Origin of the sequence: Fibrobacter sp. UWB13 (genome assembly GCF_900177805.1) — a bacterium.
Lineage (GTDB): Bacteria > Fibrobacterota > Fibrobacteria > Fibrobacterales > Fibrobacteraceae > Fibrobacter.
The window spans coordinates 1,033,245-1,057,585 of the sequence record NZ_FXAX01000001.1 but is presented as its reverse complement, the minus strand read 5'-3'; the positions used below and the strand labels follow the sequence as shown (position 1 = coordinate 1,057,585).

Sequence of the window (24,341 nt, the reverse complement as noted above, 5' to 3'; positions counted from 1 at the left end):
GTCTGCCCTTTTCTGCATTTTGTCTTGGGAACATTGGCTTTGGCCTATTCCGCTTGATGAATCCTGAAATTTTTTCTATATTCACACCCGCTTACTCGCCTGGTTAGTTCAGATGGATAGAACGAGTCCCTCCTAAGGATTAAACTCGCGTTCGACTCGCGAACCGGGTATAGCAAAAGGGCCGCTTCGCGCGGTCCTTTTCTCATATTTTGTCATGCCCGCCAGAGCCTGTTCTGAGCGAAGTCGACGAAAGCGGGCATCTCCCTTGCAATTTTTTAAACCAGTTCCCCGCGGATTACGTCCACGCAGTCACCGACGAGGCTCACGACGTTTGTCGGGTTGATTTCGATATTGCCACAGTCGACCATCATGTTCACGGAGTGCTGGAACGTTTTCCAGAGCTCGTCCGTCTCGTAGATGTCTTTGTCGCTGAGCTTGGCGGCAGTGCTCAAGATGGGCTTGTCAAAATGCTGGAACAGTTCCTTGAAAAACGGGTGCGTTGGAATGCGGATGCCGATTTCCGGGCGCTTCACGTCGAGCTTGCGCGCAATGTGCGGGTCGGCGGGGAGGATGAACGTGTACGGACCGGGCACGCGCTGCTTGATGATGTTGAACGCGAAGTTGCTCACGTGGGCGTAGCCGGTGGCAAAGCGAATGTCTGGGACGATGAGCGCCATGAAGAATTTTTTCATGGGCTTCTTGAGGGCGTAAAGCTTGTGGATGGCCTTGGAAGATTCGGCGTTGCAGCCGATGGCGTAGCCGGATTCAGTAGGGTAGAGGACTAGTCCGTCGTCTTCGAGGATTTCGGCTGCCTGCTTCACGATGCGGGTCTGCGGATTTTCTGGATGTACTTCGAGTCGCATATTATTCTATCTGTATTTCTCGTTTTTTGAGGGAATAATATACAAAAAAAGTCGGGAAAAAGCTGTGACGAAAATCGCGTTAATCGCGATGATGCTATCATCAAATCCTCGGGAGGACTTCGCTTGCTTCAAAGGCGTTTTTAAAGTGCGCGAACTGGAGCGGTTCCTGGTAGGCGCGGGTGCTCAGAACGTCGAAACGGCACGGCGTGTCGAAACCTTTGGGCGCGATTGTTTTTTGCGTTGATAAAAAATGGCAAGCGGTTTGCCAAATCTTCTTTTGCTTGAGACTGTTCACGCGGGCAGCGGGATTCCCTTCCTGGTTGTTCCAAACAGACTTGACTTCAACAAAAACGAGCGTTCCGTTATCGCGGGCGACAATGTCGAGCTCTCCGCCATGGTAAGCGTAATTACGAGCGACAACTTGGTAGCCTTTGCGCATCAAGAACGCCACCGCCTGCGACTCGATAAAATTTCCTTTAGCGCGGTTGCATGTTCTTTGCACAACCTTTTTTTGCATTATCCCCTCTCGTCTTTCGTCTGTAGGCTCTCTGAGCCGTTCTCTCGTCTCTATTTCACTTCCATCCCAAGCAGGCGAATTTCCGAAATAGCGTAGTCGTCGTTGTCGGCTTCGTGCACATCTTCGAGGTAGAACCTGAGCTCCGTCGTTTCAACCGCCTGAATGTTCGGGTACTGCATCCCCTTGATGTTCTCAAGCTTAACACGTTGTTTGAACCCATCCTTCGTCTCGATGGTGAGCGTGCGCGGTTTCTTGAAAATGCGGAAGCGGTCACCGAATGCGTCATCCACGGACTTCTGGTAGCCAACGGCAATGCCGATGTTCGTGATGAGCGTGTTCTGGTCGAAGTACATGGCGAGCACCGGGTTCAGCGGCTTGAGCGGCATCTTGTTGAGCCATGCCGTGGTGAGGTCGCCGTCGGTCAAGTTTTCGATCGGGTAACCCTTTTTCATCTCAGGCTCGATCGCTCTCGTTTCGTAGTTTGCGATGACCTCGTTCCACTCGATTTCGTGCAACATATTCTGCGGCTTGTGCGTGAACATGAGGAGCATGAGCAAAATTACGATGAGCGGGAACAACACCGAGAACGCGACAATGATGAGTTTGTGCGGAGTAAGGTTGCTGCTGAATCGCTTGGCTGCTTCTGCAATGGAAGGCACGCTGCGGTGGCTGCCGGTCTTTCGTCCGACAGAAGAATTCTGATAAGGCGTGTCGTGCTGCGGGAACACCTGGTCGCATTCGTCCAAGAATTCCTGCATGTCGTGGAAGCGTTCGTTCAGCTTTTTCTTGAGGCACTTGAGGATCAGCGCCGAAAGTCCGTCCGGGATATCTTCGCGGAAAAGTTCCGGAGCCGGAGGCGGTTCCTGCACGTGCTTGAGCGCAATTTCCACAGGGCGGCTGCCTTCGAAGGGCAAACGTCCGCAAGTCATTTCGTAAAGGATCACGCCCATGCTGTAAATGTCGGACTGGAGCGTGACTTCGTCACCGTGGCACTGTTCGGGCGACATGTATTCGGGCGTACCCATCGTCATGCCGGTGCGGGTGAGGCGTTCCTTTTCCATCTCCTGGATGTACGAAATGCCAAAGTCCATGATGTAGACGCGGTTGTCGCGCGTGAGCATGATGTTCGAGGGCTTCACGTCGCGGTGGACAATGCCCTTGCTGTGCGCATAAAGTAATCCGCGTGCAATTTGCTTGATGATGACTTCAATCGCCTCGAACGAAAGCTTGCTCTTGTTCTGCAAAATTTCGGCAAGTGAAATACCTTGCACGTAAGTCATCGAGATAAAAAGCTGGTTCCCTTGCTGTCCAAAGTCGAACACGTGAACAATGTTCTGGTGGTCGAGTTCCTTCATGGCCTGCGCTTCGAGATAAAAACGCTTGATAGCTTCGACATCGGAGGTCGAGTCGAGAATCTTGAAGGCTACTTCGCGGTTTAGCCTTTTATCGAGAGCCTTGTAGACATAGCCCATTCCACCTTTGCCGAGCGTTCCCAATAGTTCGTAGTTTTCGTTAAAGGGGTACGGAAAATTTAGCGGTTGTTCTGGACGTATCATCTTGGCTTCTTTAATTTGTGTAGTAAAATTGCAGTTACAATATAGAAACTAAGCGCGATGGCGATGGCGAAAATCGCGTTGAAAATGTCGTCTTTTCGTTCCAGCAAAATGTTGAGGAGCGAAGCTTGGTTGTAGCGCGACCAGATGACGCTCGAAAGCGCGCGGCCAATGGGCTGCATTTGGTCGAGTGGCACGAGGGCTCCGGCGAGGGCGACTTGCGGGATGATGAGGAGCGGCAAGAAGGCATTTGCCTGGCTCGTGTTCTTGGCGAGCGTACTCGTGAAAAGCCCGACGGTGGTTGCGGGGACGGCGATGCAGGCGAAAACGCAGGCGATAAGTGTAATTTTGGGGGTGGGGGTAATGCGGCTACTGATAAACGCATAGACGATTGCCGTCTGCATCATTGTGAAAATGATGGGGAGCGTGCATTTTGCAGTCAGCGTCGAAAGTGCCGAAACGCCTCGGCGGAACTTGTCGCGGAGAATGTCTTTCTCTTGCACGATTTCACGGATGGAAAGCGAGAGCGCAAACCAGTTCGCACAAAGAATAATCGCGAAGGCGACGGTCCAAAGCGAACTTTGATCGGAAAAAATCTGCGAAAGCAAAAATCCGATAATCGCAGGCTGCACAAAAAGTGCGGCAATGCGGCCCTTGTCGCGGAACCACTGCTTGGCGGTAAGGCGTACGGTGTAGGCAAAATTGCGGGGGAGCTTCGTGCGTTCAAAGTAATACTTGCTGTCGCGCACTTTTTGCTCGTGCTTGTAGTTCTCGTGAAATTCCGCTGCCTTGCTTTGTGTGATGCTCGTGAGGAGCGCTTGCGGGTCGTTCGTATTGAAGTGCGTGTATGCTGCTTGAACGGTACCGAAGAATGCTTCTTCGCCCAGGTGCAGTACGAGAACTTTATTTGCAATCTGCAACGCTTCGTAGCTGTGAGTCGTGAGGATAATCGTATGACCGAGGAACGCTAGCTGCTTCAAGTGCGTACAAAGGATTCTCGAATTGTACGGGTCAAGACCCGAGAGCGGTTCGTCGAGAATCACGAGGCCCGGATTGCCCATGAGCTCGCGTGCGAGCGCGACGCGGCGCATTTCGCCGCCGCTGAGCGTCTTCACGAGGTTATGCTTGCGTCCGCTCAGCCCGAAAAGTTCGCAGAACTTTTCGAGTCGCGCGAGTGCATCTTGCTTGAAGTTCCGCACGTCCATCGACGAACGCGCACCGTCGAGGATGGTTTCCTCGACGGTCAGCTCCGGGCGGAGCGGCGGGTCTTGCGGCAATATTGCAATGCGCCTGCGAATCTCGTTTTTGCGATAATCGACACCGCCAATGCGCACAATGCTTTGCTTGTCGCAACTGTTGATGCCTTGAATCATCTTCAGGAGTGAAGATTTACCTTGACCGGAACGCCCGATAATCGCAAGAATTTCACCTGCGGGGAGCTCGAAATCAATCCCTTTCAGTAATTGCTTTTTACCAGCAAAAACATTCACATTTTGCGCAAAAACATCAAAGCCCGAATTTTGCGCTTCAATCAGCAAATCGTTATTGCGGAACCCGACCACAGCCGATTCAAATCGACAGGCGTCACCGCTTGCAATCGAAATCGTGCGTGTGCGCTTGCCGCCCTCGTCCACAATCGCTTTCGCGAATTTAATCTCGGCACTTCCAGAACTGCGCGCATCTCGGCTCACAATCCTGCGGCACTTCGCTTTCCCGATTCCCGGAATCTCGACTTCTCTCCATTCCGTCGTGAGCGTTACGGTCTGCATATCGCTTTCCGCTTCTCGCTCCATAATCAAAAGCGTCAAATCTGCGCCACGGAGCGTTGCTCGCAACTGCCTTGGCCCAATGAGAATCACGTCGCCATCATTCAAAACGGCGGTCGTCACGTCTTTCCCGTTCAGCATCGTGATGCTGTTCTGGGTCAAGCTTTGCAAAATCCATTTGCCGTCCGTAAAATTCAGAACCGCATGATACCTCGAAACCATCAGGTTGTCGAATTGCAAAACGTTATCCGATTTGCGCCCGATGGTAAACGGTTTCGATGGGTCTGGATTGACGAGGCGGAATGGAAACATCGCGTTTGTCCGTTATTGTAATTCTTTCACGAACGCTTCAAAGCGGTCGCAAGCCTTCGCGAGATTTTCGTCGCTTGCGGCGTACGAGAATCGAACGCATGTGTCGTCGCCAAAGGCGGCTCCCGGCACAATCGCAAGTCCCTTGCTTTCCAAAAGTGCGCTGCAAAAATCAATCGAGCCTGCAATCACCTTGCCGTCCGGAGTCTTTTTGCCGTAGTAATCGCTCACCGGTGCAAACAGGTAGAATGCACCTTCGGGGGCGCGCGGCTTGGTCGAGAGGAACGAAGTGCGTTCGAGCATGTAAGCCCTGCGCTTGCGGAAGGCTGCCTGCATGGCGTGTACATTGCTCTTGTCCATGTTGAGTGCGCCGAGGGCGGCGTACTGTGCGACATTGCTCGGATGGTGCGTGGCCTGCCCTTGGATTTTGCCGATGATCTTTGCAATAGGAGCGGGGGCAGCATCGTAACCGATTCTCCAGCCGGTCATGCAATGCGATTTCGAGAAACCGTTAATCACAATTGTACGTTCTGCCATGCCGGGGAATACCGCGGCACTTGTAAATTCTGTATCGTAGACAAAGTATTCATAAACTTCGTCCGAGATGCAGTAGATGTCCTGTGCGACAATTTCTTTGGCGAGTGCTTCAAGTTCGCTCTTGCTGTAAACGGCGCCAGTAGGGTTGCACGGGTTGTTCAAGAGAATTGCCTTCGTGCGCGGCGTGCAAGCCTTGCGCAAATCTTCGGCATCAATCTTGAAGTTCTTTTCAATGCCGGCTTCAACAAACACCGGCGTACCGCCGAGCCACTTCACAAGTTCCGGGTACGTGACCCAGTACGGGGCGGGGATAATCACTTCGTCGCCAGGGTTAATCAAGGCGGCGAGTGCGTTGAACACAGCGTGCTTTGCACCGCTAGTCATGATGATTTGCGATGCGTCGTAATGGAGCCCGTTTTCGTCTTCCAGTTTTTTGGCGACTGCCTTACGCACGTCCAAAATCCCGACGGGTGCGGTATAGCGCGTCTTGCCTGCGCGGATTGCCTCGATAGCCGCATCTTGAATGGGAGTGGGCGTTCCAAAGTCGGGTTCGCCTGCGCCGAGACTCACGACGTCCTTGCCGTCTGCGATCATCTGTTTTGCCATCGTGTCGATGGCGACGGTGAGCGATGCTGCAATATTTTGCGTTCTATCAGAAAGCGTTTTCATTTTTAGCTTCCTTTTTCCTTTTCTGTCTCAGACGGTATTGGTCGAGCGATCCTGCGATGAGGGGGAAGATGGTGAATTGAGAAATGAATATGCAGATAAGGCCTGTCAACGAGACATAACCCATGCTACGCAACCCCGGGTGGGACGAAACAAGCATGCCGTAAGTACCGATAAACGCAGCCATCTGCGAGAGGAAAATCGTAAAGAACTTGTCCCTAAGAATGGTGAGCGCCGTTCCTTTTTGCTTCTCATAATAAGCCGTGAAGAACTGGAGGGAACCATCGATGCTTGTGCCAAGCAAGATAGGGAAGGCGAGGGCGCTGTATGCCGAAATTTGTACGTCAAACGCGTTGAGCGACGCTACGAACCAGCACGCCGCAAATACGGCCGGGAGCGCCGTAAACAACGCACGGCTAAAGCGGTTGTAATAAACGAGGATAAACAGGAATATCAAAATACCGCCCACTTGCAAGGGCCTACTAAAGTTATTTGTAATCCTGTCCAAGAAAATAGCGCGTGTAATCGGTATGCCCGCCACCAAGTATTTTCCGCTATCGATTCCTTCAATCTGGTGAAGTTCTTTGTACAGCTTGACGCATTCACTACCATAGTTTTCCTTGATGTCGGTAAAGATGAACGCAAAACGCCCTTGCTTGCCGTGCTTGTCGCGGAACTTTTTGGCGATGTACTCGGGCGGTTCAAAATCATCCGTTTCGTCAAATTCTAGAGCTTGTTCCACCTTCTCAAGATTTTCAAGTTCGCTCTTGGAGAGCGCTTCACGGAATTCCTTTGTGACCAAGCTATGCAACTGGCGGAGCTTTTCCATTTTCTTCTGCTGCAAGTTGGGGGAGAACTGCGCGAGCGTAAACAGTGAATTGACGGTCGAAAGTTCACCATCGTTCTTAAGCTTGGTGAATTCTTCCAGCAGATTCTCGCTTTCGGCACTTTCCGGGAGCATCACGATGACCGGTGTCTTGTTCATGAATCCCGTCTCTGCAATCAGGGAATCAATCGTCGCGTCCTTGTAGTTGATTTCTGTTGCCGAAAAGTCGTTGCGGATGTGCAAGCGTGTGCCGCCGATGTAAAGTCCGACAAGACTTGCCGCGATGATAATCGAGAAAATCGTCCAGTTCAGACGGTTCGAAAGCATCGAAATTTTGCATTCAGGATGGATTTGCGAATGCCTGATGGAAAACGGTTTTTTGCGCTGTGCCACCTGCAAAAGTGCGGTCGAGAAAAGCAGCGTAATCGCCCAGTTCAAAATGCAGCCCGTCGATCCGAGCACGCCGAGTTCCTGGAGTCCCGGCAGCGGAATCAAGATGAGGCTAGCGAACAACGTGGCAAATGCAAAAGTTGAAACAGCGGTGGAGGGACCAATGCCGAGCAGCGCACTTTCAATGCAAAGTTGCGGACTCAAGTTCTGTTCGCGTTCCAAGAAGTATCTGTTCAGAACGTGGTTGATAATCTGCAGCGCTTGCCCCGGAAGCACAATTGCAAGCAAAAGCGTAAACAGGTTGATGCGCCCGTAGAACAAGTACGAACACGCCATCGTCGTGACAATCGGCGTTGCAATCGGCAGTGCCGAAATAAAAATCAATTGCGGCTGCCTAAAGAAGTTGAGAATCAAAAGCAGAATGATCAGCCCCGCCGTGACGTAGCCCACCATCTTCGCTTCGGGCAAAAGTCGCTTGCCGGTCTGGATAGATTCGTAGACTTTGCCCGCGTAATGCACCTGGAAATCGCTGGGCGTTTTTTCGTTTTTCAATTGCTCGGTAACTTCATAGAACAGGTTACGATTCGCCTGCAAATCCGAGATGGAATGCGTCGGGTAAATCTCGACAATGCGGATGGTCCCGGTCTTGTTGGAATGGCTCACGGCGAGCTTGTCAAAGTACTTCTTTTCGAGGTCGCTCAAAAGCTGTTCGCGCTGTTCCGAAGTCGTCTGCGTGATGGAATCAATCGCGCTCTTGAGGTCGATGAACAGCGGGTTGTTCTTCATGATGTAGTCGTGCTTGAGCTGCTCGATACGATGCACCATGATGTCAATATCGTTTTCACTGGCGTACAAGAATTTGTTCTTTTTGTAATAATCGATGTCGGTCTCGAAGTCCGCAAAATGGACCGCCGGACTCGTCTGCATCTTTTGTGCGAGGTCTTTGGCGATGCGATAGTTCGCGCTCGAATCCGCCGATTGCAAAATGACGATGAGGCTCCCGAGCCCACCAAATTCGTCTTCAATCTTCTGGACGTTGCTCGGTTCACGCGCACTCGTAATCGTGTCTTGCAGCTGCAAATCCCAGCGCAAGTGCATGATGGGGTAAATGCTCAAGATGCCTACCGCAAGGAACACCGTAAGGATAATCTTTGGGTAAGTCGCTAATTTTTTGATAATTTTTGCAAAAAGTGAAAACATCATACTCAATATAACTATATATTAGGGTGGAAATGATTCGTTTGGTAACATTACTGGTACTTGTGGGCGTGCTGTGTTTGCCTGCGCGTGCAAATGAGTCTAGCGAAGCGGTGCAGGACACTTCTTCGAGTTCTTCGTCGTTCTTCGAGATCATTTCTTGGCCCTTCGTCCATGTCATCCAGCCGTTTTTTAGCTCGCTCGTTTACCCGATTGCGGCTCCGATGCTTTATGCGATTGACAATGGCGTTGCCGACAAGGCGGTGGAGCTTATCACGTTCGGAAGCAAGCGCAATATCCTCATTTACCCGGTGTTTAACCTGAAACCGGGGAGCTCCACGATGATTGGCGTGTGCTACCGCCACCGGAACCTGTTTTTGCAGAGCGACTATACCGTTATTGAGGAGCATTTTTACGCCAATAGCGACGTCGATGTCAAATTGCGCTATTCAAAGCAGTCCCTTTTCGGGAAAAAATTGTACGGAGCGACGAATTTGAACCTCTATATGGACCGTGATAATGGATTTGTTCTGCCGATGACAAAGGAATCGTTCAAGCAGGCGGATACGACTCTGAATTGGGGCGTGCAATTGGGTTTTCCGTTGACGGAATCGCGAAATTGGAACTTTAGCTTTGGAGGCGAACTCTATTACCATTGGGCGGATTTTACGGATACAAAGGACTCCGTGCTCGATGACCCAAAATACCGGATAGAAGACCGCGGCTTGTACCAGACCCACTATGAATTTCCGATTTTCATGAACCTCGTTTATGATAACCTAGATTTCCCGTATGCGCCGTCGAGAGGTCAACGTTTTAGCTTGAGAGCGTCTTATGTGGCTGTAAGTGAGTACGAGGGGATTAATTCCGATGACCTTGCGTTGGTAGGTCTGAAACGTGAGGGCGGTTTAAAGGATGGTGGCAAAAACCATGACTTTATCAGTATCGACGCCTTTTATCAAATCTATTTCTTCATCGGAAGTGCGGATAAGTATGTGCTTACGGCAAAAGAAGGCCGCAAAACGAGAAAATTCTATACAGATTTCTCGTGGAGCGAAGCGCTTCGTGTGTGGCGCCCAGAAAATCTAGTGGAAACACTTTTTGAACGCCGTGTTTTTGCATTCCAGTTCCGTTTCCAGGGCGTTTGGGAAATGGAAAAGGGCGGCGCGCCGTATTCGGCTTTCCCGGCATTGAATGCAAGGTTCCCCCTGCGTGGTTACACGAACGCGTGGGTGGCTCCGTTCTTGATGGGATTTTCGGCGGAATACCGTTGGCCGGTGGACCGCTTGGTGGATGGCGTTGTGTTCGACGAATATGCAATGATTAGCGATAAGGTGAATAGCTGGTCAAAGGACCATCTCTACAACTCGTGGGGTTTTGGTGTCCGCGTGCGTAAGCCCGATATGTTCTTGCTCCGCTTGCAGTTTGCCTTCCATAGCTGGCACGGCATCAGCCTTATTTTCACCATCGCCCCAGAATTCCGTTAATGACGCTGTCATGCCGGCCACCGAGCCGTAATGCTGTCATGCCGACCACTGTGCCGGCATCGCCTTTCTCGAATCGCAACACTGTCATGCCCGCCACCGAGCGGGCACCTCCCTCTCGTCATCCTGAGCGAAGCACCGTAGGTGCGTAGTCGAAGGATCCAGTGATTTTTTACAGAAGCAATTCCATCTGCTCGCTCATCAGCGATTTTGGTATTGTCTTGTGCAGCATCCTGTACGCGTTTGGCGTTGCGATGCGTCCGCGCGGCGTCCTGGAAATAAGCCCCTTTTGGATCAAGTATGGCTCGTAGACCTCTTCGAGCGTGTCCGGCTCTTCACCCATGGCAGCACTGATCGTCCCGAGACCGACCGGACCTCCGTTGAACTTGTCGATCATCATCGCGAGAATCTTGCGGTCGGTCGGGTCCAGCCCTTCGCTATCGATTCCGAGCATTTCGAGCGTCTTGAGTGCGGCGCGTTCGTCAATCACGCCTGTTCCGCGCACTTGAGCCACGTCTCGACAACGCCTGAGTACACGGTTTGCCACACGTGGCGTCCCGCGGCAGCGTCCGCCGAGAATCTTGGCCGCCTCTTCCGAGAGCTCAACGCCTAAAATGCGAGCGCTACGCATGAGAATCTTGACGATGTCCTTTTCGTTGTACAGCTCCAGGCGGTACTGCAACCCGAAGCGGTCACGGAGCGGTCCGGTCAAAAGCCCGCTGCGAGTGGTCGCACCCACAAGCGTAAAATGCTTGAGCGGGAGATTCACGCTCCTTGCCGCAGGCCCAGAATCCAACATAATGTCGAGGCGAAAATCTTCCATGGCGGGGTAGAGGTACTCCTCGACCACGCGGTTTAATCGGTGGATTTCGTCGATGAACAAAATGTCGTTCTCTTGCAGGCTCGTGAGGAGCCCCGCAAGGTCGCTTGCCTTCTCGAGCACGGGACCGCTTGTAATGTGGATGTTTACTCCCATTTCTTTAGCGATAATGCTCGAAAGAGTCGTCTTTCCGAGTCCCGGAGGGCCTGCAAACAAACAGTGGTCGAGCGCATCGCCGCGCTGTTTCGCGGCTTCAATCGCAATCGAAAGGCTTTCCTTGATGTCGTCTTGCCCTGTAAATTCGCTCAAACTAGGCGGTCGCAAGTTGCGGTCTGTATCGCCCTCGTCAAAAGAACACTTCTGCGGTGAAATAATACGCTGATCTTCCATATTTTAGTTCTTAGTCATTGGTCAGTAGTCAATAGTTATTGTATTGGAGGCTTTTTTGTTTTGGGGTCGCCAATTTATAAATACTTTAAAGCCTCCGGTATGAGGGCTGCGGCATCCGCCCCGTCCCCAAGAACCTCGACCGCCTTTACAACAGCCTTTTCCGCCGCCGGATCCTTCACCCCGAGCGTATGCAGTGCCAAAACAGCCTCGAGCTTTGCTCCCGTCAGCGCCCCGACACTTGTAATCCCGCTGCCCTCGACATCGCCGAGCGCCTGCAGCATGTTCGCCGCTTTTTCCTTAAGCGTAAGCGTCATCTGTTCGCAAGTCTTTTTGCCGAGCCCCTTGATCTTTCCAAGAGAAGCCTTGTTGTCGCTTGCAATCATGTTCAGCAAGTCCGCAGGCGTGCTCCCGCTCAGAATCCGCTGAGCAAGCTTCGGACCGACCCCGTTGACCTCCAAAAGCATCAAAAACAGGTTCTTTTCGGTCGTGTCCGCAAATCCGAAAAGCGTCATGGAATCTTCGCGCACCACAAGATTTGTATGCAGCGTGACTTCGGCACCTTCTTCGGGCAGCTTGCCCGCCGTAAAAGCCGAAATATTGATGCCGTAACCGACACCCGCGCACTCCACAACCACAAACGTGGGGGATTTCTGCACCAAAACGCCTCGAATCCGCTCAATCATAAAATCTCCAAAAATATGCACTTTTGTGCTACTGCACGAATATACACTATTTTTGTACGCGTGTCAAGAGAAAACTTTGGCAAGCCTTGTATTTTAGGGGTTTGAAATTTTTTACAAAAGTTTAGCGGAATAAATTCCGCAAAAAAGCGTGTTAAGTAATAGGGGCGGGTGCAATATCTTAACAAAAAGGGAAAATACATGTCTAATAACGCTAATCAATCGACTAAAAAATACATAGTCAGGAACGAACAAGGCGAGGAATTCTTGCTGCCTAAATACGCGGCAATCTTCCGTATTTTAATGGATGACAAGGATACTATTCGTGATGTCCTTAATAGCTTACTTCAGCTGGATCATGACCATGAAATTGTTGATCTCGAATACGAATTCGAGAAGCCCATTGACATCTTTATGCCGGAAAATGACCCTGCGCGTCTTGATGTCTGGGTACATACCAAGGACAATCGGTATCTTAATATTGAAATGCAGAATAAGGTGCACTCGTTCTTCTTTGACCGCATGCAACTCTATAATTCGTACCTCACGCTGCGTGGCAAGTATGAATATAATCGTTCGCCGTATTTTCAAGGACTGTCGGAAGAGGATCGTAAGTATCGCTATTATGAGCTTCCAGAAACAGTATCTATTTGGCTCTGCAATAGTTCGATTCTTCAATCAAAGGACATCTATAAGGACGTTTGGACCACTTATAGCGAATATGAGGTCAAGTCGGGGAACGCACTTCCTATTTCTCGGAAAAATAGGTATATTGTAGTGGACTTGCCCAATTTTTTGCGTTTGCGTAAGGGCGTGAAAACCCGCGAGGATTTTTGGCTCCGTCTTATTTCTCGAGGTCCGCTTCAGGTTCCGGAAACGGAAGACCCAATTTTCGTGAATGCTCGTGAACGTTTGCGCGTAAGCCGCATGAAACCTGAACTTTTGAAAGCATTGGAGGCTAACATGTTTGACCATCATGAATACGAAGCTCTTGAAGCCGAAGCCTTCCTTAAGGGCGAAGCTCGGGGCCTTGCGAGTGGTATGGAAAAGGGTGCCCAGCAGGAACGCGAAAAAAGTGATGCTCGTGATTCCAAGAGGGCTGAGTATTTCCGTTCTAAGGGCGTTCCGGAAGATATTATCTCTGAGGGTTTTGCCCTGAAGTAGCTAAAAATCTTCCTAAAAAATGCTCCTGCAAATTTGCAGGAGCTGAAAATTTAAATCGTTTTTTTGTCTAGCATACTCTCGGTGTAACGCTTCACGATTGAGTTTAAAAGCGTTTGGTAGGGAATCTCTACCCGTTCTGCTTTTGCTTTGAAAACTCCAATCACTTGCGCCGTTCATATAGAATAGATATATTCTTAATCGAAAAAAAGAAACCAGAACTTTTGAAAGCATTGGAGGCTAACATGTTTGACCATCATTGTGGGGTCAAGAGAATACTTTTCTCTTGACATTTTTGTACCCCTGATTGATTAGCAGCGGCGCCCCAACACCGACGACCGTGTACGCCAACCACCAGAACGGCCTATCCGCCAAAACCGGGAACACGCTCAGAGTCTCGTGCGGCAAATTGTATAGGCTAACCTGGATGTACGTCACAATCTTGAACGTCAAAAAGTGCAGCCCAATGATGCAGACCGTATTCTGCCCCAGATAACTGAAAAAGCTCGAAGCATGCGAAAAATGCGACACCCCGACCGAAACGGAGTAAATCAGGAACCAGCCCGCGACCGCGCATAACAAATAGAACGCGGGGGAGGTGTAGACCCCCATGCTCAGCTCTACTGACCCGAACTGGTTACAGACGAGCAAAATCGCAAGCGTCACCACGAAAACCGACATCCAAATCCGTGGCGAAATGGCGTTAAACGGCAATTTTTTCAGCAGAACCCCGATGGCAAACATCACATAAGCCCCCGCGATGTGCTCGAAAATGCTATGAATTCGAATGCCTCGCTGAATCAGGTAGAACGAAACCAAAAACAGCGCGAGCCCCAGCGCAAAGTTCACAAATTCCCGGAACCGCACGTGCAGACGCTTGAGCAAATAATCCACAAACGCGTAAAGAATCGTGACCTCGAACAACGTCCCGAGGAACCAGCAGGCACCCGCCAGCGGCCCGCCCTTCATGTACAAAAGCGCGTTGAAAAGAATCCCGTTTGCAAGAGTCGGAGCCGTCTTGACATCGATGGGGTAGATCTCGTACCTGATGAACGCCCCGGAGAGCAAAAGGAACAGCGTGTTGAAAAAGAAACACGGCAACCACAGGCTCTTGAACCTCTTCCGGAGCAAATCCAGAAACTTGGGGAAGCTATCGCTGTAGCCCGAATTCAGGACAAGGCCCGAAGCCATGAAGAAAATCGGCATGTGGAACAAGTAAATAAAATGCTTCGCCGCGCATTCGCAATGGCCAAGAACCACAAGGACAATCCCGATGCCCTTGATAATGTCCAAGTTCCTTGAACGCTCTAAACACTTGTGCGGTCCCGCTGAATCCATCCTTAACCTTGAAAACAAAGTCTCTGTTACGTACTCATGAAAATTTAATATAAAATGAGACGGATAAATGTTTTATTTCTTTGACAAACCGCTATTAGTTGTTTTTGGGACTAATTGCAATGTATCCAAAATTTAACCGAAACTTTTCCGGGAAAATCGCGTGTTAAATATAGTGGTATGGGGAAATCCTACTGCTTTACGGGGGCGTTCCCGAGAGATAAACATGTTTAAATGAAAAAGAAGAAAACAAATCGCAAACACGATCCGTTTTTCCGATATGTCTATGCTGTTCCTGAAAATACTCGGGCACTATTGCGACTTGCTCAGCTTAAGAATGCTGAACTCCGTCAGATGCTTTCCGTTGTGGACATGCAGAGCCTTGAGTTGATTCCTGGCAGCTTTAGTTCCGTCAAGGAATGGGGCTATTCAGACCTTGCTTTCACTGCAAAATACAAGGACGGCTCCGAGTTTTTTGTGGGGATTCTGCTCGAACACAAATCCTACCGTGAAAGGGATGTGCTTTCGCAGATTTACGAATACACCTTCCAGGTCATGGTTAACAAGAACGCGACGGATTTTCGGTGGCTTCATACGAAGGCTATTGTCATCTATAACGGGCAAAAGAATTGGGATCCGCTGGCGGAGTTCCGCAAGAAACATGGGGGAAAGCTTAGTGGCAAGAAGTTGCCTTTTGAATGTGTCTTCGTTAACCTCGCAGATGTCCCTGACAAGGCCTGCTTTGCGGAGCAAAATATAGAGGCTGCTGTGGGTGCTTTGGTGATGAAACACGCTTTTGATGCCGACGGTTTGAAAAAGATTTGTGGCGAGTTGGTAAAAATGCTCTCGAAGATGGAGAACAGCGCGAGGGCTACTCTTGCCGAAAAAATTGTAGTATATTTAGGAGAGTACCTCGACAAGGATGTCGTGGAGGAGTTGCGTATGCAAATTAGTATCGGACAGGCTTTAGGCATCAAGACCGCAGGGGATCGCCTGCGTGCCGCAGAACGTGCCGCACTCCGTCGTGGGAAAAAGTTAGGCGTTGAGCAAGAACGCGAAAAAATCGATGAACGTGATTCCAAACGGGTCGAGTATCTCCGTTCGAAGAACATTCCGGATGATGTGATTGCTGCGATGCTCGCCATCAAATAACCCCTCAAACATTCAAAAAACGTAAAAAACGGTCTTTTTGAGGCCGTTTTTTTGCTTCCGAAACGTCATCTTTTAAAGAAAAAATAAGAAATCTGTCATTAAATGGGCAGTAACCCTACAAAATTACAATAATATTACTTATATTTGCCACAATTAGTTCCACGTCCGGTCTGACCAGGAATAGCGGAGGTCGCTACACACAAAAGATGACCGGAGTAACCCTGAGGTTGCGGTAATTAAATGCCACTAAAGCTGATGTACATCACGAATCGGTCTGATGTGGCTGAAATTGCCCAGAAATACGGCGTTGACCGCATTTGGGTTGATTTGGAAACCCGAGGCAAAGAGGAACGACAGAAAAATTACGATTCGGTCAAGTCTCAACACTCCGTTGCAGATATCAGGAGCATAAAGCCGCATCTTACGACTTCAGAAATGCTCGTTCGCATAAACCCATGGTACGACGGTAGCCTTGCTGAAATTGATTCTGTAATAGAAGCCGGGGCAGACATCATTATGCTCCCGTACTGGAAAACACCCGAGGAAGTCTCGAATTTTATCAAAGCTGTTGATGGACGTTGCAAAACAACGCTGCTTCTCGAAACAAAAGAGGCTTTGGAATGCGTAGACGAAGTTCTAGCGAAAGGCGGTTTTGACGAAATTCATATTGGACTCAACGACCTGCACCTTTCGTACGGCATGACTTTCATGTTTGAACTTCTGTCGGATGGAACTGTCGAAAAACTCTGCGACAAGTTCAAGACTGCAAAAATTCCATACGGTTTTGGCGGTATCGCAAAGCTTGGTAGCGGCATGTTGCCTGCCGAAAAGGTCATCATGGAACATTACAGGCTCGATTCTACCCGCGCCATCCTTTCTCGCTCATTCTGCGATTGTGCCAAAATTACGGACATTACTGAAATTGAACAGACCTTCAGTGAAAATTTGAAGACGCTCCGTGCATTCGAAGCCTCTCTCGCTAATAAAACTCCTGAAGATTTTGCACAAAACAAAGTCGAAGTCGCAACAGCCGTTGCCGATGTTGTTGCCGCAATCAAACGTGCGAAAAAAAATGCATAAAAGGATAATCTGATGTATAAGAGTTTTTTGAAACGGTTACTTGATATTGTTGTGTCCCTCGGTGTTCTTGTTTTTCTGTCTCCAGTTCTCTTAATTACGGCTATAGCGATTAAACTCAATTCCAAGGGCCCCGTGATTTTCAAGCAACGTCGTTTAGGTCTCGGAGGCAAAGAATTTGACATTTACAAGTTCCGTTCTATGGTGCAAAATGCGGAACATACCGGTTCGGGCGTGTACAGCGGCAAAGGCGATGCAAGAGTGACTGCTGTTGGTCGCATCATTCGAGCGACTTCGATTGATGAACTCCCCCAAGCATTGAACATGCTTAAGGGAGACATGAGCCTTATTGGTCCTCGTCCGCCTCTGACTTACCATCCGTGGCCAATTAATGAATACACCGCAGAGCAGAAGCGCATGTTTGATGTACGTCCTGGCATTACGGGGTGGGCTCAAGTCCATGGTCGTAAAGATGTTGAATGGCACAAGAGAATTGAACTGAATGTCTGGTATGTTGATCACGTATCACTTTTGCTTGACATGAAAATTTTCTTTATGACCATTTTCAAGGTCGCTACGAATGCCGATAATCAAAATATTGGCGAGACTCTTGTTAAAAAGTAATCGAGGAAAACGGTTGTGATATTCTTCGTGACTTTTTTACGTGCTCTAGCGGCTTGTTTTATAACAAATGCGCATTATACGGGAATATATCCTACAGATCTCATTGCTAATGGAGGCTTGATTGGTGATGTACTCTTCTTTGCCGTTTCCGGTTTTTGCCTTTATAATGTGAAGTATGATTTAAACGCCATAGGCTTTGCGCAATGGTATGGTAGAAGAATTTGGCGCATATACCCACCTGTCATTATCATGACTGCAATCTATATGTTTGTGGGAGCGTACGCACTTAGTGCAGAAATGGGTGCTGCTTGGTGGTATGTTTACCCAACGAATTATCATTTTGTTGCATCTATTATTGTATTGTACATTCCGCTGTTCTTTATTGTTAAGATTCCTGCATTGAACAAACGACTTGTATTGATTATGATTGGCTTGGCTGTTGTATGGTTGCTTGTTTATATGCTTGCTTATGACCATAGTTATTATCACATAGATAAAGTGCGCGAACCGATGATTCGTTTTTTGTTTATGGAAAGTATGCTGTTGGGGGCTTGGTTTAGGCAAAATGACCAAAAGCTGAGAAACAAGTTTAAATGGTTCTATCCGATTGCAACTTTTCTGTCTTTTTTGGCTTATTTTGCTAGCAAATTGCTGTTTGTTCATATGATGAATTTGGCTTCATTTCAATTCTTGAATCAAATTGCAATATTCCTTGTTCTCTTTTTCCTTTTCCGAACATTCTGTGGCTTAGACGGAATGCTTGAAAAAGCACCCATCCGTGTAAAAAAAATGATACAACTGCTTTCTGATATAACGCTCGAAATTTATTTGGTTCAGTATGTTATTATTGATGCTGTTAGGAACCTTAATTTGATGTTCCCGTTAAATTGGCTTGTTCTGACGTCATCTATTCTTTTGTCTGCGTTTATCTTGCACAAAGTTTGGGGCTTGATGAGTGGTTCTGTAGACAAAATGCTTAGGGGGAATACATGAACCTGCTGATAACTGGTGCTTGGCAACAGGCAAACGAATATATTGCACAGATTGAAAAGACTCATTCAGTCAAGTTCCTTGCATGGGAGAAAGATGAGTTGCCATGCGACCCGGCATGGGTTGAAGGAATTATTGGTAACGGAATATTCCTTTCTCACCCTATTGAATCTTTTACGAATCTCCGATACATCCAGCTGACGTCAGCAGGTTTTGATCGTGTCCCGATGGAATACGTGAAAGAGCGTGGCATAAAAATTTGCAATGCTAGAGGCGTTTACAGCATCCCGATGGCGGAATACGCTCTGTATTCCGTATTAGCGCTTTATAAAAAAGGACGTTCCTTTTTCGAAAATCAAAAATGTCACTTATGGAAAAAAGAGAGAGAACTGAAAGAACTGCATGGTCAGACTGTTTGCGTCTTTGGCTGCGGTTCTGTGGGTTCCGAGTGCGCTAAAAGATTTGAAGCGATGGGTTGCTCCGTAATTGGGGTGGATCCTTTTGTTCGAGAAAATAAATATTTCTCCCGCATTTTCCATACTGACGATTCTTTTGAAGCTCTGAAACAATCAGATGTTGTAATCATCACTTTGCCACTGACAGATGAAACTAGGCATATGTTCAACAAGAAGCTTTTTGAAGCGATGAAAAACGAATCTGTTCTCGTGAATATCGCAAGGGGAGCACTAGTGGATTCGGACGCTCTGATTGAGGCTTTGGACAATAAATTGTACGGAGCAGTTTTGGATGTCTTTGAAGAAGAACCATTGTCTGAAACAAGTTCCTTATGGAATATGAAAAATGTTTTGGTCACGCCGCACAATAGCTTTGTCGGGAACGGAAATGGCAAACGCATGAGCGATGTGATTATGAAAAATTTGGAAGAATACAACATGCAGAGTAAGAAGGAGTTGGCTTAAATGAAAATCCTGATTGTTTCTGCAAAAAATAAGACCGTATTTAACTTCCGTGGTGATCTCGTCAAGGATATGATTGCTCACGGAAACGAAGTTTATGTGACGGGTCCGAATAAGGATTTTATAGACGATGTCTTGGCGTTGGGTGTTAAGAGATTTATTGAAATTCCTTCGGTTAAAGATAATACAAGTGTAAAAAACGATCTGAATTACCTTAGGCTATTGAAAAAAAACATTAAGGAAATTCGGCCAGATATCGTATTTAGTTACAACATCAAGCCTGTCATTTACGGCAGCATTGCTGCAAAATCTTGCAAAGTACCGCACATCTATGCAATGGTAACCGGACTTGGACGCGTTTACGGTGCAGGCGGACTGAAAAACAAGGTGCTTCGCCTTATCACAAAGACTCTTTACAAGAAGGCATTCAAAGCTTGTGACAAGGTTATTTTCCAAAATGGCGATGATATAGAGTATCTGGTAAGCAATGGCTATTTGCCTAAAGAAAAAACTACCGTTGTTAATGGCTCCGGAGTGAACTTGGATCGTTTCAAGAAAACTGAAATTCCAGAAAAGCCTGTGTTTTTGATGGTGGGGCGCATCATCAAGGAAAAGGGCGTCCTTGAATTTTGTGAAGCTGCCCGAGAATTGAAAAAAGTTCATCCAGAAGCAAAATGCATTCTTCTCGGTGGGTTTGATACTTCTATTGGAGCCCTGAAGTCAGAAGATATTCAAGCCTATATCAATGACGGCACGATTGAACATCCGGGCGAAGTGAAAGACCCTATTGCGTTTTACGCCAAAGCATCTGTATTTGTGTTACCATCCTATTATCGTGAGGGGCTGCCGAGGACAATTTTGGAAGCTCTTGCCTGTGGTCGCCCTGTGATTACAACAGATTGGACGGGATGCAGAGTGGCTGTTGTGAACGGAGTGAATGGATATCTCGTACCGATCAAGAACAGCAAAGCTTTGGCTGAAAGAATGATTGATCTTTGCGATAGAAACAAAGTCATATCCATGGGCGATGCCGCATACAGAATCTGCAAAGAAAAATACGAAGTCTCCATCATCAATAAGCAGATGAGGGATGTTATTGGGTATCAAGAAATGGAGAATATTCAATGATTAGAATTCTCCATGTATTAGGTGGTTTGGAACGTGGTGGCGCAGAAACAATGGTGATGAACCTCTACCGTGCCATAGACAGAACACAAGTACAGTTTGATTTTATAATTCATACGACCAAACACCAAGCCTATTATGACGAAATCATTGCGCTAGGTGGCAAAATCTATAGCTTTCCGGCATTTAATGGCTTGAACTATTTCAAGATGAAGAAACTTTGGAAGCAGTTCTTCAGAGAACATCCTGAATACAAGATTCTTCATTCTCATGTTCGCAGCTATGCATCACTTTATCTGCCTATTGCAAAAAAAGCTGGACTGAAAACAATTATTCATAGCCACAGCACTTCTAATGGCAATGGCTTAAGTTCTGTCGTAAAGCGTATTATGCAGTATCCTTTGCGCTGGCAGGCCGAGTATTTCTTTGGTTGTTCTAAAGAAGCGGGTGCATGGCTGTTTGGCAATAATGTTGTCAACAGTCCGAAGTATCATATTTTGCAAAACGCCATTGATACGGAACAGTACAAATTTGATCCAGAAATTCGTAAGGAATACCGCGAAAAACTTGGCTTAGGTGACAAGAAAACATTTATTCATGTGGGCCGTTTTCATCCAGCAAAGAATCATCCATTTTTACTGAATGTTTTTGCCGAGATACATAAGGTTGATTCGAATACAGTCTTATTGCTTGCTGGTGATGGTGAATTACGCCCAGAGATTGAAAAGCAAATTACTTCTCTCAATTTGCAAAACGATGTAATTTTGCTAGGAAGCAGGAGTGATGTTCCAAATCTTTTGCAGGCGGCAGATTGTTTCTTATTTCCTTCTGTTTGGGAAGGATTTGGAATGGTTGCCGTAGAAGCTCAGTCTGCAGGATTACCATGTGTTTGCAGTGATGTCATCCCTCGATTGGTCAAAGTAACTGAACAATGTGCCTTTCTGCCAACCGACAACGCACAAAAATGGGCCGAACAAGCACTTCTATGGGCAAAACGAACCGATTCTTCCATGAATCCAATTCAGTCTGTTGTTGAGCATGGGTTCGATATTAAGGAATCTTCAAAAAAACTTGCTGAATTTTATCAAGCAAATTGGAGGTCTGCATGACACGCTACATTATGCGTCTTGATGATGCTTGCCCTAAGCGAAATATGGCTAAATGGGATAGAATGGAAGCTTTGCTTGAAAAGTATGGTGTCAAACCGCTTGTTGGTGTAATTCCTGATTGCAAAGATCCCGATATGGATTGTTTTACGGAAGATGCAGATTTTTGGACAAAGCGAATAGCATCTTGGCAAAAAAAAGGCTGGCAATTGGCATTACATGGCTATAACCATATCTTCAAAACAAATTGTGGCGGTATTAACCCTGTAAATCATCGTTCTGAATTTGCCGGGCTTCCGTATGAAGAGCAAAAACGGATGATTGCTGATGGTGTCGCCATTCTACGCAGTCATGGTATAAACCCTAAGGTATTCTTTGCGCCGGCACATACGTTTGATGAAAATACAATAAAGGCACTGCAGGATGCTTCGGACATCCGCATAATTTCAGACACACCAGCAAATAAGCCGTTTTCAAAATACGGAATGACTTTTGTTCCGCAACAGTCTGGGCGTGTTCGTAAATTGCCTTTTAATACGGTTACATTCTGCTATCATCCAAATACGATGAATGAAAGCAGCTTTGTTAATTTGGAGAAATTCTTACAGCAAAACAGATTTGAAATTTTTCCAATTGAAGAATCTACAAGGAAACTATCGTTAGTTGATAAATTTTTGATGGGAATGTATTATGCAAGACACTAATAGATCCATTAGACAAATAAATTATTTTGCAAAATACTTAGGGAAAATATGATTTTTTTTTCAAACTTCTCTGCTGTAAAAATGAATGTAATCACAAAGAAAATTGAGAAAAGATAAAATGTTTAATTTGCCATTGTTCACAATTTACACGCCAACATACAATCGTAAAAACTTATTGCCTCGATTGTATGATAGCTTATGCAATCAAACATGCAAAAATTTTATCTGGCTCGTTGTCGATGATGGATCATCTGATGGAACTGGGGCTTTAATCAATCTATGGAAACAAAGCTCTCCATTTCAGATAGAATATGTTTATAAAGAAAATGGAGGCGTTCATACAGCTCGAGAAATTGCTTTTGAAATTGCTAAAACAGAACTTTTATGGGGGGTTGATTCCGATGATTGGCTAATTAATGATGCCGTTGAAAAAGTTCAAACATTATGGAATAAAAAAAAAGGAACCTATCTTGGAATTTTTGCTTTAGATCGAAATGTTAACAAACTGAATCAAACCAAGTTTCCTCTTGGACTTAAAGAATCTTCCTATCAAGATTTGTTCTGTAAATATAAAGTTTACGGAGATATTGCAATCATTATCAGAACTGATGTGATAAAAAAAACTAATAAATTTCCTGTTTACTCAAATGAGAAATTGGTTTCTGAAAGCTATAAGTGGTTTCAATTACCGGACGAACCGTTCCTCATCCTGAACGATTTTACTACGAACATTGAATACCAAGATTCTGGATACACTTCAAATGTTCGAAAAAATTGGTTTAAAAATTTAAATGGATATTGTGACCTATACAACAACAATGTTAAACATGTCAAATATTTAAAAAAACGTGTTGAATATTGCATAAAATATATCATAGCTTGTTCATTCCTTAAAAAAGGGAATCCCGTTTATGGCTCTTCACGACCTATTTTAACAGCTATTTTATACCCATTGGGGTTATTAGCATATTACATTTGTAAAAGGATGTGGGTAAAAAGATAATTTGGAGATGATATGGATGTAAAAATTTTAAGTACAATTTTATTGTATTTTTTTGTGGTTGTGCTGATATATTCTTATACAAAAATGAAGTATGTTAATACAACTGTTTTCGCATATCCATTAATAAGGTTCTCAAATTTTGACATAATATTATTTTCATTGATATTCACTTTTTATAACATTTTCTGCACTAATCTTTCCGGCGGGATTAATGGTTTGGGCGGAGACAGGCTTAATTATTTTGTTAGCTTTGTTAACCATCGAGTGGAAATGCCCGGTTTGGAACTTATTTTTAATGCTGCACGCTTTCTTCATGTTGATTTTCTATATGTTCTATACGCAACAACGTTTATTTGTTGCACAATAACTTTTTATGGTTTAAAAAAAACAAAAAATTTTTCGTTATTTGTTCTATTCTTTTTGCTTGTAACTGATTATTTTTCTTTAACTTTTGCACAGCTGAAACAGTGCTATACAAATGCATTTTGTATTTTATTTTTCGCAAACATTTTAAAAGAAAGTAGTGTTCAAAGAGATGTTGCTTGTGTACTTTATGCTTTGAGTGCATCATTATTTCATACAACAGGTTTTATTCTTTTCCCAATTTTTTTAGCAATGAAACTCATTGAAAAAAAGGTTGTATCTCTAAGATTTATTCTCTTTTTAATGCTATTGATGCTTCTTTTTTTTAAACACATTTTAATTTTTTTAGTGTCTTTTTCATCATCTTTTATACCGGTTTTATCCGCAAAAATTATTCATTATTTTTTTGAAGAATATACTGGGTATGGTTCTTTTTTGACATTCATCAAGGGAATTCCTTTTTATTTTATAACATGTTATGGATTAATGAAAAAAAATAATTTTGAGAAAATTATTCCATATTATCACCAATATCTTTTTTTATCGATTATCGGATCTTGTTTGTATTTATTCTCAATTGTTTCGTATTGGATGTTTAGATTTACCGCTTTATTTTATGTACCAATAGGAATTTTCTTTTATTTATTAATTCGATATGAAAAAAATGAAGTTGACAGATATTTTGCCATATTGTTTGTTTTGGGAACCTCTATAATAGTGAAGTTGAGACACGACATTATTTATTATATAAATTATGGAGCGTTAATATAGCATCTATTTTCAGAA

Annotated in this window: 21 protein-coding genes and 1 tRNA gene; 13 read left to right on the top strand and 9 right to left on the bottom strand. The window is 46.0% G+C overall.

Annotated features, from left to right (window positions below; genetic code table 11):
• Positions 1 to 97 precede the first annotated feature (97 nt).
• A tRNA-Arg gene (locus B9Y77_RS04490) sits at positions 98 to 170 on the top strand.
• Positions 171 to 275: 105 nt separating this feature from the next.
• Here B9Y77_RS04490 and B9Y77_RS04485 read toward each other — a convergent pair.
• The 6 genes from B9Y77_RS04485 to B9Y77_RS04460 all read right to left on the bottom strand — a co-directional run bounded on the left by B9Y77_RS04485 (position 276) and on the right by B9Y77_RS04460 (position 8,630).
• Positions 276 to 863 (bottom strand): L-threonylcarbamoyladenylate synthase, encoded by a 588-nt coding sequence (locus tag B9Y77_RS04485; protein ID WP_085490625.1) that lies wholly within the window; start codon positions 861 to 863, stop codon positions 276 to 278.
• Positions 864 to 963: 100 nt separating this feature from the next.
• Entirely contained in the window at positions 964 to 1,380 is a 417-nt protein-coding gene (locus B9Y77_RS04480; RefSeq protein ID WP_085490624.1) for a YraN family protein, read from the bottom strand.
• Positions 1,381 to 1,430: 50 nt separating this feature from the next.
• The gene (locus tag B9Y77_RS04475; protein WP_085490623.1) at positions 1,431 to 2,936 is read right to left on the bottom strand and encodes a serine/threonine-protein kinase; all 1,506 of its coding nucleotides are present in this window, start codon (positions 2,934 to 2,936) and stop codon (positions 1,431 to 1,433) included.
• Positions 2,933 to 5,011: an ATP-binding cassette domain-containing protein gene (locus B9Y77_RS04470; protein ID WP_085490622.1), complete on the bottom strand. Its 2,079-nt coding sequence runs from the start codon at positions 5,009 to 5,011 to the stop codon at positions 2,933 to 2,935. Before B9Y77_RS04470 ends, B9Y77_RS04475 begins: the two co-directional genes overlap by 4 nt.
• Before the next feature lie 12 nt (positions 5,012 to 5,023).
• Entirely contained in the window at positions 5,024 to 6,214 is a 1,191-nt protein-coding gene (locus tag B9Y77_RS04465) for a pyridoxal phosphate-dependent aminotransferase (protein WP_085490621.1), read from the bottom strand.
• Positions 6,198 to 8,630 (bottom strand): MMPL family transporter, encoded by a 2,433-nt coding sequence (locus B9Y77_RS04460; protein WP_085490620.1) that lies wholly within the window; start codon positions 8,628 to 8,630, stop codon positions 6,198 to 6,200. The genes B9Y77_RS04465 and B9Y77_RS04460 overlap by 17 nt, the downstream gene beginning before the upstream one ends.
• Before the next feature lie 29 nt (positions 8,631 to 8,659).
• Here B9Y77_RS04460 and B9Y77_RS04455 point away from each other — a divergent pair, with 29 nt between their 5' ends.
• The gene (locus tag B9Y77_RS04455) at positions 8,660 to 10,111 is read left to right on the top strand and encodes a BamA/TamA family outer membrane protein (protein WP_254899917.1); all 1,452 of its coding nucleotides are present in this window, start codon (positions 8,660 to 8,662) and stop codon (positions 10,109 to 10,111) included.
• A gap of 169 nt (positions 10,112 to 10,280) precedes the next feature.
• Here the strand turns inward: B9Y77_RS04455 and ruvB are convergent, their stop codons facing one another.
• Together ruvB and ruvA are read right to left on the bottom strand one after the other, a co-directional pair.
• Positions 10,281 to 11,318 carry a Holliday junction branch migration DNA helicase RuvB gene (gene ruvB, locus B9Y77_RS04450; RefSeq protein ID WP_085490618.1) on the bottom strand — a complete coding sequence of 346 codons (1,038 nt, stop codon included), beginning with the start codon at positions 11,316 to 11,318 and terminating at the stop codon, positions 10,281 to 10,283.
• A gap of 74 nt (positions 11,319 to 11,392) precedes the next feature.
• Positions 11,393 to 12,001, bottom strand: coding sequence for a Holliday junction branch migration protein RuvA (gene ruvA, locus B9Y77_RS04445; RefSeq protein ID WP_085490617.1), 609 nt, complete (start codon positions 11,999 to 12,001; stop codon positions 11,393 to 11,395).
• Between the two features lie 198 nt (positions 12,002 to 12,199).
• Between ruvA and B9Y77_RS04440 the strand changes: the two genes are divergently transcribed.
• Positions 12,200 to 13,162 carry a PD-(D/E)XK nuclease family transposase gene (locus tag B9Y77_RS04440; RefSeq protein ID WP_085490616.1) on the top strand — a complete coding sequence of 321 codons (963 nt, stop codon included), beginning with the start codon at positions 12,200 to 12,202 and terminating at the stop codon, positions 13,160 to 13,162.
• Between the two features lie 264 nt (positions 13,163 to 13,426).
• Here B9Y77_RS04440 and B9Y77_RS04435 read toward each other — a convergent pair whose 3' ends face one another.
• On the bottom strand, positions 13,427 to 14,497 hold the full coding sequence (locus tag B9Y77_RS04435; RefSeq protein ID WP_085490615.1) for an acyltransferase family protein: 1,071 nt from the start codon (positions 14,495 to 14,497) through the stop codon (positions 13,427 to 13,429).
• A 231-nt stretch (positions 14,498 to 14,728) separates the two neighbouring features.
• Between B9Y77_RS04435 and B9Y77_RS04430 the strand changes: the two genes are divergently transcribed.
• The 10 genes from B9Y77_RS04430 (at position 14,729) to B9Y77_RS04385 (ending at position 24,326) form a co-directional block, all read left to right on the top strand.
• Entirely contained in the window at positions 14,729 to 15,646 is a 918-nt protein-coding gene (locus B9Y77_RS04430; protein ID WP_085490614.1) for an Rpn family recombination-promoting nuclease/putative transposase, read from the top strand.
• Positions 15,647 to 15,886: 240 nt separating this feature from the next.
• Positions 15,887 to 16,726, top strand: a complete 840-nt coding sequence (locus B9Y77_RS04425) for an aldolase/citrate lyase family protein (RefSeq protein ID WP_085490613.1) — start codon at positions 15,887 to 15,889, stop codon at positions 16,724 to 16,726.
• A gap of 27 nt (positions 16,727 to 16,753) precedes the next feature.
• Positions 16,754 to 17,347, top strand: coding sequence for a sugar transferase (locus B9Y77_RS04420; RefSeq protein WP_217807219.1), 594 nt, complete (start codon positions 16,754 to 16,756; stop codon positions 17,345 to 17,347).
• 15 nt (positions 17,348 to 17,362) lie between these two features.
• Positions 17,363 to 18,340 (top strand): acyltransferase family protein, encoded by a 978-nt coding sequence (locus B9Y77_RS04415; RefSeq protein WP_085490611.1) that lies wholly within the window; start codon positions 17,363 to 17,365, stop codon positions 18,338 to 18,340.
• Positions 18,337 to 19,257 carry an NAD(P)-dependent oxidoreductase gene (locus B9Y77_RS04410; protein WP_085490610.1) on the top strand — a complete coding sequence of 307 codons (921 nt, stop codon included), beginning with the start codon at positions 18,337 to 18,339 and terminating at the stop codon, positions 19,255 to 19,257. The genes B9Y77_RS04415 and B9Y77_RS04410 overlap by 4 nt, the downstream gene beginning before the upstream one ends.
• The gene (locus B9Y77_RS04405; protein WP_085490609.1) at positions 19,258 to 20,382 is read left to right on the top strand and encodes a glycosyltransferase family 4 protein; all 1,125 of its coding nucleotides are present in this window, start codon (positions 19,258 to 19,260) and stop codon (positions 20,380 to 20,382) included.
• The gene (locus B9Y77_RS04400; RefSeq protein ID WP_085490608.1) at positions 20,379 to 21,488 is read left to right on the top strand and encodes a glycosyltransferase family 1 protein; all 1,110 of its coding nucleotides are present in this window, start codon (positions 20,379 to 20,381) and stop codon (positions 21,486 to 21,488) included. The genes B9Y77_RS04405 and B9Y77_RS04400 overlap by 4 nt, the downstream gene beginning before the upstream one ends.
• Positions 21,485 to 22,189, top strand: coding sequence for a DUF2334 domain-containing protein (locus B9Y77_RS04395; protein ID WP_085490607.1), 705 nt, complete (start codon positions 21,485 to 21,487; stop codon positions 22,187 to 22,189). The genes B9Y77_RS04400 and B9Y77_RS04395 overlap by 4 nt, the downstream gene beginning before the upstream one ends.
• A 118-nt stretch (positions 22,190 to 22,307) precedes the next feature.
• Complete coding sequence (locus B9Y77_RS04390) at positions 22,308 to 23,192, top strand: glycosyltransferase family 2 protein (protein ID WP_085490606.1); 885 nt, start codon at positions 22,308 to 22,310, stop codon at positions 23,190 to 23,192.
• Positions 23,193 to 23,204: 12 nt separating this feature from the next.
• A complete protein-coding gene (locus B9Y77_RS04385; RefSeq protein WP_085490605.1) occupies positions 23,205 to 24,326 on the top strand; it encodes an EpsG family protein in 1,122 nt (373 codons plus the stop codon).
• Positions 24,327 to 24,341: the final 15 nt, after the last annotated feature.

Coding starts and splice junctions, on each gene's coding strand:
- B9Y77_RS04485 (WP_085490625.1), bottom strand. CDS start 863: ATGCGACTCGAAGTACATCCAGAAAATCCGCAGACCCGCATCGTGAAG.
- B9Y77_RS04480 (WP_085490624.1), bottom strand. CDS start 1,380: ATGCAAAAAAAGGTTGTGCAAAGAACATGCAACCGCGCTAAAGGAAAT.
- B9Y77_RS04475 (WP_085490623.1), bottom strand. CDS start 2,936: ATGATACGTCCAGAACAACCGCTAAATTTTCCGTACCCCTTTAACGAA.
- B9Y77_RS04470 (WP_085490622.1), bottom strand. CDS start 5,011: ATGTTTCCATTCCGCCTCGTCAATCCAGACCCATCGAAACCGTTTACC.
- B9Y77_RS04465 (WP_085490621.1), bottom strand. CDS start 6,214: ATGAAAACGCTTTCTGATAGAACGCAAAATATTGCAGCATCGCTCACC.
- B9Y77_RS04460 (WP_085490620.1), bottom strand. CDS start 8,630: ATGATGTTTTCACTTTTTGCAAAAATTATCAAAAAATTAGCGACTTAC.
- B9Y77_RS04455 (WP_254899917.1), top strand. CDS start 8,660: ATGATTCGTTTGGTAACATTACTGGTACTTGTGGGCGTGCTGTGTTTG.
- ruvB (WP_085490618.1), bottom strand. CDS start 11,318: ATGGAAGATCAGCGTATTATTTCACCGCAGAAGTGTTCTTTTGACGAG.
- ruvA (WP_085490617.1), bottom strand. CDS start 12,001: ATGATTGAGCGGATTCGAGGCGTTTTGGTGCAGAAATCCCCCACGTTT.
- B9Y77_RS04440 (WP_085490616.1), top strand. CDS start 12,200: ATGTCTAATAACGCTAATCAATCGACTAAAAAATACATAGTCAGGAAC.
- B9Y77_RS04435 (WP_085490615.1), bottom strand. CDS start 14,497: ATGGATTCAGCGGGACCGCACAAGTGTTTAGAGCGTTCAAGGAACTTG.
- B9Y77_RS04430 (WP_085490614.1), top strand. CDS start 14,729: ATGAAAAAGAAGAAAACAAATCGCAAACACGATCCGTTTTTCCGATAT.
- B9Y77_RS04425 (WP_085490613.1), top strand. CDS start 15,887: ATGCCACTAAAGCTGATGTACATCACGAATCGGTCTGATGTGGCTGAA.
- B9Y77_RS04410 (WP_085490610.1), top strand. CDS start 18,337: ATGAACCTGCTGATAACTGGTGCTTGGCAACAGGCAAACGAATATATT.
- B9Y77_RS04405 (WP_085490609.1), top strand. CDS start 19,258: ATGAAAATCCTGATTGTTTCTGCAAAAAATAAGACCGTATTTAACTTC.
- B9Y77_RS04400 (WP_085490608.1), top strand. CDS start 20,379: ATGATTAGAATTCTCCATGTATTAGGTGGTTTGGAACGTGGTGGCGCA.
- B9Y77_RS04395 (WP_085490607.1), top strand. CDS start 21,485: ATGACACGCTACATTATGCGTCTTGATGATGCTTGCCCTAAGCGAAAT.
- B9Y77_RS04390 (WP_085490606.1), top strand. CDS start 22,308: ATGTTTAATTTGCCATTGTTCACAATTTACACGCCAACATACAATCGT.
- B9Y77_RS04385 (WP_085490605.1), top strand. CDS start 23,205: ATGGATGTAAAAATTTTAAGTACAATTTTATTGTATTTTTTTGTGGTT.